The organism is Viridibacillus sp. d25.2, from assembly GCF_055456015.2.
The window spans coordinates 2,713,669-2,727,090 of the sequence record NZ_CM196652.1 but is presented as its reverse complement, the minus strand read 5'-3'; the positions used below and the strand labels follow the sequence as shown (position 1 = coordinate 2,727,090).

9 protein-coding genes are annotated in these 13,422 nt (G+C 34.7%); 5 read left to right on the top strand and 4 right to left on the bottom strand.

Annotated features, from left to right (window positions below):
- Positions 1–86: 86 nt before the first annotated feature.
- A complete protein-coding gene (locus ACZLO7_RS13530; protein ID WP_464940449.1) occupies positions 87–992 on the top strand; it encodes a peroxidase family protein in 906 nt (301 codons plus the stop codon).
- A 12-nt stretch (positions 993–1,004) separates the two neighbouring features.
- Here ACZLO7_RS13530 and ACZLO7_RS13525 read toward each other — a convergent pair.
- Positions 1,005–2,128 (bottom strand): IS3 family transposase gene (locus ACZLO7_RS13525; RefSeq protein ID WP_464941456.1). Its coding sequence is split into 2 segments (ribosomal slippage): positions 1,005–1,849 and positions 1,849–2,128, totalling 1,125 coding nucleotides; the frame shifts between segments, so codons are not numbered across the junction.
- An 845-nt stretch (positions 2,129–2,973) separates the two neighbouring features.
- Between ACZLO7_RS13525 and ACZLO7_RS13520 the strand changes: the two genes are divergently transcribed.
- The 3 genes from ACZLO7_RS13520 to ACZLO7_RS13510 all read left to right on the top strand — a co-directional run bounded on the left by ACZLO7_RS13520 (position 2,974) and on the right by ACZLO7_RS13510 (position 6,497).
- Positions 2,974–3,954 (top strand): BtrH N-terminal domain-containing protein, encoded by a 981-nt coding sequence (locus tag ACZLO7_RS13520; protein WP_464941444.1) that lies wholly within the window; start codon positions 2,974–2,976, stop codon positions 3,952–3,954.
- A 624-nt stretch (positions 3,955–4,578) separates the two neighbouring features.
- Positions 4,579–5,841, top strand: a complete 1,263-nt coding sequence (gene ltrA, locus ACZLO7_RS13515; RefSeq protein ID WP_511261422.1) for a group II intron reverse transcriptase/maturase — start codon at positions 4,579–4,581, stop codon at positions 5,839–5,841.
- A gap of 461 nt (positions 5,842–6,302) precedes the next feature.
- Positions 6,303–6,497 carry a DUF4177 domain-containing protein gene (locus ACZLO7_RS13510; protein ID WP_464941427.1) on the top strand — a complete coding sequence of 65 codons (195 nt, stop codon included), beginning with the start codon at positions 6,303–6,305 and terminating at the stop codon, positions 6,495–6,497.
- Positions 6,498–6,772: 275 nt separating this feature from the next.
- Here ACZLO7_RS13510 and ACZLO7_RS13505 read toward each other — a convergent pair whose 3' ends face one another.
- Genes ACZLO7_RS13505 through ACZLO7_RS13495 form a run of 3 tightly spaced genes read right to left on the bottom strand, consistent with a single transcriptional unit; the run spans position 6,773 to position 10,411 of the window.
- A complete protein-coding gene (locus ACZLO7_RS13505) occupies positions 6,773–7,900 on the bottom strand; it encodes a Ger(x)C family spore germination protein (protein ID WP_464941425.1) in 1,128 nt (375 codons plus the stop codon).
- Between the two features lie 38 nt (positions 7,901–7,938).
- Positions 7,939–9,351 carry a spore germination protein gene (locus ACZLO7_RS13500; protein ID WP_464941424.1) on the bottom strand — a complete coding sequence of 471 codons (1,413 nt, stop codon included), beginning with the start codon at positions 9,349–9,351 and terminating at the stop codon, positions 7,939–7,941.
- The gene (locus tag ACZLO7_RS13495; RefSeq protein WP_464941422.1) at positions 9,338–10,411 is read right to left on the bottom strand and encodes a GerAB/ArcD/ProY family transporter; all 1,074 of its coding nucleotides are present in this window, start codon (positions 10,409–10,411) and stop codon (positions 9,338–9,340) included. The genes ACZLO7_RS13500 and ACZLO7_RS13495 overlap by 14 nt, the downstream gene beginning before the upstream one ends.
- A gap of 1,102 nt (positions 10,412–11,513) precedes the next feature.
- On the opposite strand from ACZLO7_RS13495, the gene ltrA (ACZLO7_RS13490) reads away from it, so the two are divergent.
- Entirely contained in the window at positions 11,514–13,274 is a 1,761-nt protein-coding gene (gene ltrA, locus ACZLO7_RS13490) for a group II intron reverse transcriptase/maturase (protein WP_464941439.1), read from the top strand.
- The last annotated feature ends 148 nt before the right edge of the window (positions 13,275–13,422 follow it).

The following is a 13,422-nucleotide window of genomic DNA, read 5'->3' as shown; positions in this document are numbered from 1 at the left end:
AAATATTCAATACTAAATTTGGGACACTTAGGGGTAAACAAACTGTCCCAATTACCTGCTTTTAAAACATATAGGGAGGTTTATTTATGAATATTGACCATTCACCACCTAATAATCGTTCTTATGATGGCACTGCAAACAATCTTCAGCATCCCAAGTGGGGTAGCGTAGGTGAGCCCTTTTATCGACTTACTTCATTCGCTTATGACGATAGAGTATCAGCACCCTCGGGGGTAAACCGCCCAAATGCTAGGTTAATTAGCAATACATTATGCAAACAAATTGGTTCTATTATGAACCATCGAGGACTAAGTGACCTAACAGGTGTTTGGGCTTTGTTTCTTAGCCATACCCTACAAAGTTTTCGAGCAGCTGAACCCGAGGAGCAGTTTGGTATCCTTGTCCCCGAGGGAGATCCTGTTTTTGAACCTGGCACTACTATTCCCTTAGCACGCTGGCTCTATGATGTTTCAACGGGCCGGGAGCCGGGTAAGCCACGTCTACAAATAAATAATACTTCTTCTTATCTCGATGCTTCCGCTATATATGGTATTGATTTTACCCGAGTTGGTGCCTTAAGAGAATTCAAGAATGGGGCAATGAAAGTTAGTGAGGGGAATCTATTGCCTCTAAACACATTTGGCCTACCTAATCGAGTACCAGGACCGAATTTCTTCCTTGCAGGAGATGAACGCGCCAATACAAGTTTTGGTTTGTGCGCAATGCACACACTTTTCGTCCGCGAACATAATCGACTTGCAAATGAAATGGTAAGCACTAATCCGAACCTTACTGATGAGGAAATCTACCAACGTGTTCGTAAGATAGTAGGTGCACAGATTCAAGTTATTACCAACAATGAATTCCTTCCAGCGTTATTAGGATCGAACTCTCCAAGTGGATCAGAGGCCTATGACTCTAACGTAAATGCTACGATCAGTGAAATCTTCTCTGTAGTGGGTTTCCGCTTTGGCCTGAACTGTCAACACTAAACTAGACAACTATTATAAGGTCTGTTGTTTAAATTCAACGGGCGTTTTATAGTCCAAAGTTTGATGAATTCGAATATTGTTAAACCAATTCACATAGTCTCGAAGTTCAAGTTCAAGTTGTTCAAGAGAAGTAAAAGAGCGTTGGTAAATAAATTCCGTTTTGAAGCTCCTAAATGTTCTTTCAGCCACGGCATTGTCATAAGGACATCCTTTTGTACTTAACGAACGTGTCATTCCAAAAGCTTCAACAGCTTCTGAAATCAGGTGATTATCAAATTCTTTCCCACGATCACTATGAAACATTTGTACATTTGTTAAGTTTCCTTTAATCCGACTTAAAGCTTGGTAAACAAGAACGGCGTTCTTATGTGAACCAGCACTATATCCGACCAGTTCACGATTAAATAAGTCGACAAATAGACAGACGTAGTGCCATTTATTAAGAACACGAACGTACGTTAAATCACTAACTAGGACGGCAAGTTCTTGTTCTTGCTGAAATTCACGGGCAAGCACATTTCCAATAGGTGCTTCATTACATGTTTCCTTATAAGGTTTAAATTGCGCTACTGTATAGTTTGAGGTAAGACCTAGTTGCTTCATGATACGACCAATCCGACGTCGAGAAACGATTTTCTCTTGCTTCTCAAGTTCCTTCTTAATTTTACGTGTACCGTAATTACTACGGCTTGCTTTGAAGATAGTCAAAATACACTCCGTTAACTCGATTTCATCGGCTGCTTTTTGTTCATCTTCACGTAAACTTGCGTAGTAATAATATGTACTACGTGGAATTTCAAGGACGTCGCACATTGCTGATACCGAATATTTGTGAGTGTTGTTTCGAATCACATCTATTTTCGTCCCATGATCAGCGCGGCTTGCTTTAAAATATCATTCTCCATCCGTAAACGTTGAAGTTCTTTACGCATTTCTATCAGTTCGTTTTCTTCAGGCGAACGATTATCTTTTGCTTTAAAGGAACCGGTATTTTGATGCTTTTTAATCCAACTATCTAGAGCCGAAGGCGTTAAGTCGTATTCACGTACAATATCTGCACGTGATTTTCCGTTCTCATAAAGCTGCACCATTTGTAATTTAAATTCAGCAGTAAACGTTCGGCGTTTTTGTCTCATCGGATAGCACGCTCCTTTTTGATTGTTAGAGTAAGTGTACTAGCCCTTATTTTATTTGTCTAACTTAGAGTAACCTGTCCAAAAGGCCTCCATCTTGAGTTAGATGGAGGCCTTTTATTTAGTAGAAAGATCAAACTTTTTTATAAATGTTTAAAAAATTAAAAGGAATGAATCCATTAATCAATCTTTTTTCAAAATGAATTCTTTTTATTTGCCTACTATCAGGGATTTGATGACATTTTTTTAAAACTTTATTTCGAAGTTGATCGTATTTCAATTACTTCAAAAAACAAGAAACAGTCTGGAAATTATAATCAGTTTTTTATGTCGAACCTAATTTGTAAACGAACAAGTTTGTACTCTTACAACTTAGTTGTGACGAAAAAGCTCATTAAAGCCGTATTATTATACTACCTGGAGAAACGTTTTTACAACTCAGTCGCGACGTGAAAATTTATTTTTGTATTTTTTACTTACAACTTAATCGTGACGAAACGACCTCGAACAAATGAAGGCAAAATTTTATATGTTGTTTTTTAGAAGTCTTACAATGTTGAATACCAAATAGAAAGGAGCCTATTTATTTCAGTGACATCCAAATCCGAACTGCTGGGGAAGATCTTCACTTGAATTACGCAAATCAGGCTTTAAAAACAGCGGTTGTGGAAGAGCTAATCATACGACTGTAGCAGCAAAAGTAAAAGGATTTAGCTAAAACTAAAGAATGTTTAAATATCTTAAATGAAATATGCCATGAAACAACTATACTAATCGTAACTCACGATGCTTCTTTGTTAAATACATACGAATCTCATATAATAAATTTTAATTAAGGGGTAATGCAAATGCATTTATTAAAGAATTTCCCTGTACAAGAGGGCGCACATTGTGCCTCAACTTCTATTTCAGAAATAATGAAATATAATGGTTATAATTTATCTGAGGCTATGGTTTTTGGTATTTCTAGCGGATTGTATTTTTTATATTTAAATCAATTCTATGAGGAATATTCCCGTCTAGTTTTTACTAGAACGCCTATGCTAGAAAATGACTTCTTTAAAAATATAGGAGTTCAATTTAAATGGAACAGGAATCACCTTAAATACGAAGATATTGTTAATAGTATTAATAAGGGAAACCCTATTTTAGTGTTAACTGACCCCTCAATATTAGATTTTTTTGACGTTCAAATACCGAGTGCTGCTGGACATACGCTAACCATCATAGGCTATGAAGATAATGCCAAAAACCTAAGAATATCTGACAGTATTGGTTCGGAAATTTTTTATTGTAGTTATGATAATCTTTGTGCAGCAATTGACGTTGAAAAGGCACCATTATATATTAGGAATATTTGGGGTGTCGTTGAAAATGTAGAAATCAAGGGAAGTCTTGAAGAGATTATTTTTAAAGCTATGAAAGAAAATGCTTTAAAAATGCTTAAACCTCAGACTAATCATAGTGGAATAAATGCAATAAATAAACTACATAATGAATTACCACAATGGAAAGATTTGAATAACTACGATTTGTTGTGTAGTCATGTTTATAACTCTATTGAAGATATAGGTACTGGGGAAAGAGGTTTTAGAAATTTATATGTAGATTTTTTAAAAGAAGTAAATAACATTACTTCTGAAGTTGATATAACTGAATTATTAGAGATTAAAATAAAGTTAGCAAAACTATATCGTGAACTTAGTAAATACTTTTATTTAGAATCACGGGATTGTGGAAAAACATATATTAAGAAAATTCAAGCTATTCTCTCGGGAATTATTGAAACTGAAGAATATTTCTGGGATTCTGTTCACGTAAATTGTTGATAATTTTTTGTGTCCAAGTTATTGACTTAGATTAACAGCTTATGATGTATATACATCATAAGCTGTTTTAATGTGCGCCCGGCATGCGTATGAACTATAGGGTGTAAGTCCCGAACCCCGAAGACAGAAGTAGAGGTTAGCCAAGAGCAAGGGTGTCCGTGGCGACGCGGAATCTGAAGGAAGCTGGAGGCAAAACACCGGTCCGAGGAACACAAATCTCATATAAGGCTAGGTATGATTGGTGGATGAGTTTGCATTACAAAACAAAGTCCTTTCTGTCGAAGGTCATATCGAGTAAATGAGGCGGATAGATGGTGTGAAAGTGCATACGCTTACCCGGGGAGGTCTGATGGAAACGTGAAGTACCCTTCATAACCTACTTGGTGACAAGTAGCTGAACCATCAGAAGTCAGCAGAGGTCATAGTACGATTGGGTCTAGAACTAATCGGAAGGACTGAACAACTAAGAGAGAATAGCCCTTGGCATTCCATCTTGAATGAATGAACACAGAAAACAGAGACCTCACGCTTAGAAAGTAATGGTGAAGTCCATGAGGGTATTTGCGGAGGGTGTAGTTCAGGTGGGCATAAGAAGACAAGCTATTCACGGAAAGGAACGAAATGGTGATGTTGAATCAAATTCTAGCACGTCCGAATATGATACAAGCATTAAAGCGAGTGGAAGCGAATAAAGGAAGCCATGGAGTAGACATGATGCCCGTACAAACCTTACGTCAGCACATCCTCGAAAACTGGGAATCTATTAAAGCTCAAATTCTAACGGGAACCTATGAACCGCAACCAGTACGTCGTGTCGAAATCCCGAAACCAGACGGCGGTGTGCGTCTATTAGGGATCCCAACCGTGACAGACCGTTTGATTCAACAAGCTATATCGCAGATATTATCAAAGGAATATGACCAAACTTTCTCGGACAACAGTTATGGATTCCGACCAAATCGGAGTGCTCATGACGCAGTCCGAAAAGCGAAGGGTTATATGAAGGAAGGATATCGTTGGGTTGTAGATATGGATTTAGAGAAATTCTTTGATAAGGTCAACCACGACCGCTTAATGGCAACATTAGCAAAAAGAATTCATGATAAATCATTATTAAAACTTATCCGTAAATATCTCCAAGCAGGTGTCATGATAAATGGAGTTGTTTCAAGTACAGAGGAAGGAACACCGCAAGGTGGACCATTAAGTCCACTTCTTTCTAATATCGTGTTAGATGAGTTGGATAAAGAATTAGAGAAACGTGGTCATAAATTCGTTCGCTATGCAGACGACTGCAATATCTATGTGAAAAGTAAACGTGCGGGAGAGCGTACAATAGCAAGCGTACAGCGATTCGTCGAAGGAACACTACGCTTGAAAGTGAATGAGTCCAAATCAGCGGTAGACCGACCGTGGAATCGAAAATTCTTGGGTTTTAGTTTTTCACACAATAAAGAACCAAAAGTTCGAGTGGCGAAAACAAGCCTTCAACGAATGAAGAAGAAAATACGAGAAATTACCTCTAGAAAGATGCCATTTCCAATGGAATATCGTATCGAGAAATTAAACCAATATCTAATTGGATGGTGTGGATATTTTGCGCTCGCAGATACACCTTCGGCATTCAGTAAATTAGACAGTTGGATTAAAAGAAGGTTACGAATGTGTCTTTGGAAGAATTGGAAGAAACCCCGAACCAGAGTCAGAAATCTCATTCGTTTAAAAGTTCCATACGGAAAAGCATACGAATGGGGAAATACCCGAAAAGGATACTGGCGCATCTCAAAAAGCCCCATATTACACAGAACCCTTGGCAATTCCTATTGGGAAAGCCAAGGGCTGAAAAGTCTGCAAGTTCGTTACGAAACTTTGCGTTATTCATCTTAATTGAACCGCCGTATACGGATCCGTACGTACGGTGGTGTGAGAGGTCGGGAGTTAATCACTCCCTCCTACTCGATTATATTCGGTAGAATTAATAGACAGTATGTAACTAATTATAGTTTCTGATTTTATGTAGAGGGTACTTCAACATAAGTATCGCAGAGGTCCATTGTGCATCACATCAAGGAAAAAAAGCTAATGATTTTCATTAGTTTTAGCGAAGCGTACTCTTAATTTAGTAATAAAAACTATAAATTCAATTATATGTTTAAAAAGAGATGGAAAAATATTTTCACTACATAACGAAGTGATGAAATTCGTTGATACCTCAATGTTTATAGAGGGAGTTTAGTTGAACAAAATTGTTCCAAATTGAAACTTTCTCCAATTCAAATCGTAAAAATAGTTAAATTAAACACATCCTTATTCTATTTACGACGCATAATCAAAAGGGAGAGAAATAGATGTATGAATACAAGTTTATAAAAATAGAGTTTAAAAAATTATCTGGCAAACCTCATGAAGACTATCGAGAAGTAATTAAAAATCACGCAAATCAAGGCTGGCGTTTTGTTCAAATTTTCTCTCCTGACTTTGCAACTTCAGGAGTTGGAGTAGGGTCATACTATGAATTGATTTTTGAAAGACCTATAAAATAGTAAAAAGAACAGAAATTATTCGTTATGAAAGTTTGTGAAACAGTACACTTAAACTAACGGAGTGCTTTACTTCACGAAAGAGTGAAGCCTTTTTCTTATTGAACTAACGAGCAGGTTAGTTCAATAAGGAGGATAGTCATCTGGATTTATACAATACAAAAATAAGGACAATTATAGAAGGGGCTAAGACTTTTGCCTAAAGGCCATAAATAACTGTAAAATACTTTATTGTATGGGTTACTTTACTTTTCAGAAAAAATATAAACCCCTGAGTATTATGATTTTTTAGCACCATTGTCTTTTATAAAAATATTTATATTGATTTTATCAATAGAATCTTTAGTGATAGTATTTAATTCTTCCTCAGTCCAAGTTCGAGATTTAAAACGATAAGCTCTCTCTGAAAAATTGAAGATATCAGCATTGATTTCTAATCCTCTCGTAAATGTCTTTTGAAACTGTGTTAAAATAATATCTTTCACTTCATTCTCAATTATTTCATTTTCAAGATTCTTTTGATTTTCTCTGATTGATGCCTCTATTTCTAAATTTATAATGTATTTAGGAATTATTTCTCCTGATACTTTTATACGATAATCTATATTATCAATAAACAAAGATACCGATTTATCTTTAATTGATAGCTTCATGTTATTAAAGTCTTTATTAAACCAATCTAGTCCGGAAAGTTCCTCCTCTTTTATCCATCCTTTCAATTTTTGATTGGAAAGGAAGTATGCCCCATTAATAGATAATATTTTTTTTGTATGATTATTTTCCATCCAATAATCATCTCTAATCTCTATTGTAGGAACCATTATAGATCCAACTGGCTCGTAAAATCTTTTAATAATGTCTTGTACAGTTCTAGTTGAGATAAATGAATTAAAGAATAATTGTTCTTTTGGATCATAAGGAAATGTTAATGTAGGGGGTTTGTGAAAAAAACCATGTACATTCATTATTTCTTTAATATTATCCTCATATCCATAAACCAAAGTATTGTAACGAAAATAATAGTTCCTACTTAAAAAATCTAAAACATTCTGCAAATGCCCATCCAAAATATTTTTGGAAATAAAGATGTTTTGTATATGCCCATAATATAAAGGATTAACAGAATGTTTTTCAATATCATCTATAGCTTCCTGGATAGTTTCACCTTCTCCATGTCCATTAACAATTGGTGTGGGTTCAGATGCAATTCCTGGATCTGAGCCCGCAACATTGTTAAAGCCTATTGCTTGGAAGTATAAATTATATTTATTATTAGAATAATCTATCCCAATAGCAGTTATATAAATTTCACTTTGAATTTCTTTTGTACCTAAACAACCCCCTAATAAAAATATTAATTGTAAAAAAAGGGTTGCTTTCAACATGAAAATAAAGAAATTGGACATACGCTAACTCCTGCCTTCTGAAAAAATTGGACATACAATCAATCTCTATTTGTTATTTTGAATGGCATTTTTAAGAAACCTTTAATAAGATTTGGAACGTTTACTTTATACAAAGTGGAAAGGTAAGGATGTCCAAAACTTTCTAATGAGGAGATATAGGTTAAAAAGAATAGAACACTTAATACAAATCCATACATCCCAAAAAAGGTAGCGGTAATTAACACAGCAACTCTTAATAAAAATACATTCCCTAATATATTTTGATTAATTAATGTGTAACTAGAAATGACAGTAAGGGCTCCAATTACTAATGTTGATGGTGACGTAAAACCTGCTCTAATTGCAGCATCACCAACTATTAATCCTCCTAAGACAGCAACAGTTTGACCGACAGCTTTTGGTAAACGTACTCCAGCTTCTCGAAAGAGGTCAAAAAAGATGAGCATGATCAGAATCTCAAACGCAGAAGATACTGGTAAACCAATTTTAGATGCAGATATCGATACTAATAAGGGAAAAGGCAATTGGTTAAGCTGATGGACAGTTAGTGCAATCCATAAACCAGGTAAAAAAATACTTGTCAATAAAGATGTCACTCTTAACATACGGGAAAAACTCACAGATAAGAAACTTGTTTGATCGTCTTCTGGAGCTTTCAAAGTAAGTAGTAAATTCACTGGGCCAATTAAACAGCTTGGGTTTCCATCTACCAGTATTGCAAAACGACCTTTATTGAGTGAATTTACTACAAAATCTGGTCTGCCAGTATAATCAAGGAGAGGGAAGAGGGTATATGTCTTATCGTAAAGTAATTCTTCGATATGGTAACTACTTGCAATATTATCTACTTTTATATTATTTAATTTTTTTTGAACATTAATTAAAACGTCTTGTTTGATAATATTGTCAATGTAAAGTAGTAGAACTTTTGTTTTACTTGTATTTCCAAGAGAGTATTCTTTACTTAATAAATTATTACTTTTTAATCTCATTCGTATCAAAGAAAGATTAGTATCTATATTTTCAACAAATCCATCTCGTGGTCCCCTTAATGAAACTTCCATATTTGATTCTTCAATGGATCGTTCAGGGAGTTTAGCTATATTGATTGAATATAATTTATCAGATTGAACATGATAAAAATATAACAAACCTGTAAAAATACCCCTGTTTATTTCACCTAATTTTGTAATGAAGTCATTTATTTCTCTAACTTCTAAATATCGATTTATTATTTTCACGTCACTCAAATGCCCTTTTTCAGCAAGATGTCTAATGTTTGGTAATAAAGAATTAAAGTAAAGAATACTATCAATTAAGCTAGCGCAATATATAAAAATTACTTCTTGTTTGTATTGATTATAAATATAAAATTTATTGCTAATTGTTATATCTGATTGTTCACTTAATTCCTTGCAAAGAATATCTTTATTATTACTATTTCCGGTCAATTTTTTGTCCCCCTTTAACTTTTAATAGTACATAGGTAACAATAATGAAAATGAGTAAGAACACAAAAATAGAGGGAAGGTAAACCCTATTTAAGAATGATAAAAAATTAGAAACTGACCAAGGAATTAGTAATCCTATAGTTAAACTTAAATATAAAATGAATAAAATAAAATTTCGATTTTTAAAAAATGAAGATATTATATACATAAATAAACTAACACGAATAAACGACATAGATAAAATTTGGAAAATTGATAAGGAATCCATTCTTGTGAAATATTTACCAAATGACAAAACTCTCCATTGTTCATTAATGGGAAATGTCATTTTTTTCGTTATATAAATACCGAATTCTGATATAGTAGTCACAATTGTTATTAAAACTAATACAACCAATATTGTAGATAAAGCTATAATCCCTTTAGTTTTTAGCCTTTCTTTTAGATAGCCATTTAAAATAATTAAAATAAATCCAAACTCTAAAATACCAATACATATGTATAATATTCCCCATAGAATTGAAGTAATACCACTTATTTTTATTGGTAAAATAAGCTCATATTCATTACTAATCGAATTCCCTAAATTCAGTAGTACAAATAATACAACGAATAGGGCACCAATAATCAAAGACTGAATGGCAATGGTTTTGATACCTTTTAGTGAGCCGTAAAAGCACAAAATTATAAATAAGATAACTGTTATGAAGTAAGGATATTCTGAGACAAAATTTTCATCGACCCAAATCATGGTGAATTTAAGTGTTATAAAAGTTGACGAAAGCAGATATACAATATATGAAGTAAGTATGATCAAATAAAGAGATTTATTATAATAATTAGATATAAAATAAGGGAAAGAAAAATTATTTAATGAGGCAGTAATTCTTGAAATAAGTATGGCTAAAAGACATGTTGGTATTAAACTTACTAATACACTAATCCATGATTCACGTTCGACTTCAGAAAACATTGTGGGAATTAAAATGAATTGTGCTAAAAAACTGAAGGATAAGAATAATAAACAATATATATGTGTTGGTTGAATAACTTTGTTCATCTTTTTAAACCTCCTCATTTCATTATTTCCCAAGAATATTATTTTTAACCAGCATGAGTAACTATATTATAAATTTTATAAAACCTATTAAACGGCTTTGGAAATTCTAATCACAATGTTTTGAAAAAAATACGGAGGTTGACGAAAATGAAAGTAAGCTTTAAATTACGAGGAAGTCATTCGGCATATGTTGTTGATAAAGGAAGAGACCAATTACAGGAAAACGAAAACAAAAGAGTAAGGGGGTAGTTTGATTTAAATCATCTCACCGCTATAGATTTCTAGAGGTAAGATCTTTTTGAATGTTTTTGTTAATATCACTAGAAAGATTGTGAAGAAAAGTACTTTAACTAACGAAGCAGCGCGACAAGTTTTGTTATAAGCACTAATGTGTGAAAAAACAAAGGATTCCTTGGGGAATCCTAACTTTATAACTGAGGATAGAAATGATAAAACCATGTATTTTGAAACTATCCCATTAAGATTCCTGCATGCGTCATAAGGGACAGATTATGGGGTCTGAAGCTCAGGTGAAGTCGGCAGAACAAAGGCTGAAGCCACTCCTCACGGAAAAGGTATGCCAATGGATATGCCGGATGGCTGAAAAACTAAATATGGTGAGAATTTTCTTGTGGAAAAGAACAGACGAACTTCCGGATGTACGGGTCTAAAGTTAGAGCATAAGGAAACTTGTGTACCATCCAACGATGGAGTGAGTGACGTGGAGTAAAAATTGCTTCTATGAAACACGTTATACCGAACAATGGCGGTATCCAGCTCACAGGCTTACAGGAAGCACCTAAGTTTAGAAGAAATATAGCTAGGTTATAAGGGACTTGGAAAATAAGGAACGTTGTCTCAAGGGCTGTCACCCGAAACGGTTGCTATAAGCGATATGGCGAAATGCATTTGTCCTTATGAGGGTAGGGGTACGACCAGTGAGACCTCTGTAATGGAGTTGGAGGAACAGCCCCAAGTCTAGCGATAAGTAATAATTATTTTTCAACTGTGCATTGCACCGGTCGGGTAAGAACGTGGGAACATCACTTCAAAGAGGAATGATGCCACAGTGCAAGCTCTACGATATTGGGATTATTACGGGATGACAGACACCTTTACAGACTTACATCAACGAGCCAAAAATAAAGAATCATTCCATCTGCTATACGACATCATCACGTCGAGGAACAATATTTTATTAGCGTATCGAACAATCAAGTCAAATAAAGGGTCGAAGACCCCTGGAACAGATGGTAAAACTATTGTAGACATAGAGAAACGATCAGAGAACGATTTAGTAGAAGAAATACAAAGTAAGCTGAAAAATTATCGTCCAAAGAAAGTCAGACGTAAACTAATCGAAAAAGATAATGGCAAGATGCGACCATTAGGTATTCCATGCATTCTGGATAGAATCATACAACTGTGCTTTAAACAAGTGTTAGAGCCTATTGCAGAGGCTCATTTCTATAATCATAGCTATGGGTTTAGACCTTTACGGTCTACTCATCATGCGATGGCAAGAATTCAATTTCTAGTTAATCGGTCGAAACTCCACTACGTTGTAGATGTGGATATAAAAGGGTTCTTTGATAATATCAATCATACCTTGCTTATTAAGCAGTTATGGAATTTAGGTATTCGGGATAGACAGGTCCTTGCCTGTATATCCAAAATGCTAAAGGCTGAAGTGGATGGAGAAGGTATTCCGACAAAGGGTTCTCCACAAGGTGGCCTACTTTCACCGTTATTGTCTAATATTGTACTAAATGAATTGGACCAGTGGATTGCGGACCAATGGGAACTATTTCCCCTCCATAAATCACTTAAAACTAGAGGTCAACTTCTTGCAAAGAATCGAACTCACTTAAAAGAAGGCTACATAGTTAGGTATGCTGATGACTTTAAAATCATCTGTCGAGACTGGAAAACTGCCGAAAAGTGGTATCATGCAGTTAAATTATTTTTAAAAGAACGTTTAAAACTTGATATTTCACCAGAAAAATCGAAGATTATTAATCTGCGCAAGAATGAGTCTGCGTTTCTTGGTTTCACAATACGTGCCAATCGTAAAGGAATAAAGCGAGTTGCACATACGTTTGTCAAAGCTGAAAAGATGCAGAAAATTAAGGCGGATGCAAAGAAACGAATAGAAATACTCCGAACATCGCCAACTACTCAAAATGCTATGCGCTTTAATAGTTTTGTCTTAGGGTTACACAATTATTTTAGCAGAGCTACTCACGTCAACTTAGCGTTCTCACGACTTGCCTATGAAATAGGTGCATCTATGTACAATCGTCTTAAACCCGTTGGTAAATATGAACATCCTAACAATCCTCCACCTGTGTATAAAAAGTTCTATGGCTTAGGCTCTAAAACTTATAAAATCGCCGGGATATACCTCTTTCCTCTCGGAATCATCAAAACTAAAAATGTGATTGGCTTTACTCAAAGTATAACCCCATTTACCGAAGAAGGTCGAGTGCAAATATCCACACGGTTGAGTAAAGATATAAGACAGGAAATAGTATTGTTAATGGAATCAAAAATATCGACACGGAGTGTCGAATATATGGATAATCGGATTAGTAGATACAGTATGAAAAAAGGAAAATGTGAAATAACTGGCATGTTCCTACAAGCACAAAATGTCTACTGTCACCATTATATACCTAAGTATCTTGGTGGAAGCGACAAATTCAATAATCTACGTATTCTCCAAAGAGAGATACATGAATTAATCCATATGACCGACAAAATTAAGGCGAATACACTCATAAAAACTTTGGGCATCACTGAATCGATGTTAGAAAAAATCAATAAATATCGAGAAAAATGTGAGCTAGAAATAATCAAATAACCCAAATCAACAAGAGTAACTTGAAACTTATAATTAATAATACCATCGCTAGATGGAACGCGGTATGCTTGGAAACTGGCACGTTCCGTGTGGAGTAGGGGAAAAGCTGGAGATAACTTCAAATGCTTACCTATTACTAACGTTGTGC

Excerpts from the sequence above, each read along its gene's own strand:
- ACZLO7_RS13510 (WP_464941427.1), top strand. The coding sequence starts at position 6,303 with ATGTATGAATACAAGTTTATAAAAATAGAGTTTAAAAAATTATCTGGC.
- ACZLO7_RS13530 (WP_464940449.1), top strand. The coding sequence starts at position 87 with ATGAATATTGACCATTCACCACCTAATAATCGTTCTTATGATGGCACT.
- ACZLO7_RS13495 (WP_464941422.1), bottom strand. The coding sequence starts at position 10,411 with ATGAACAAAGTTATTCAACCAACACATATATATTGTTTATTATTCTTA.
- ACZLO7_RS13505 (WP_464941425.1), bottom strand. The coding sequence starts at position 7,900 with ATGTCCAATTTCTTTATTTTCATGTTGAAAGCAACCCTTTTTTTACAA.
- ltrA (WP_464941439.1), top strand. The coding sequence starts at position 11,514 with ATGACAGACACCTTTACAGACTTACATCAACGAGCCAAAAATAAAGAA.
- ACZLO7_RS13520 (WP_464941444.1), top strand. The coding sequence starts at position 2,974 with ATGCATTTATTAAAGAATTTCCCTGTACAAGAGGGCGCACATTGTGCC.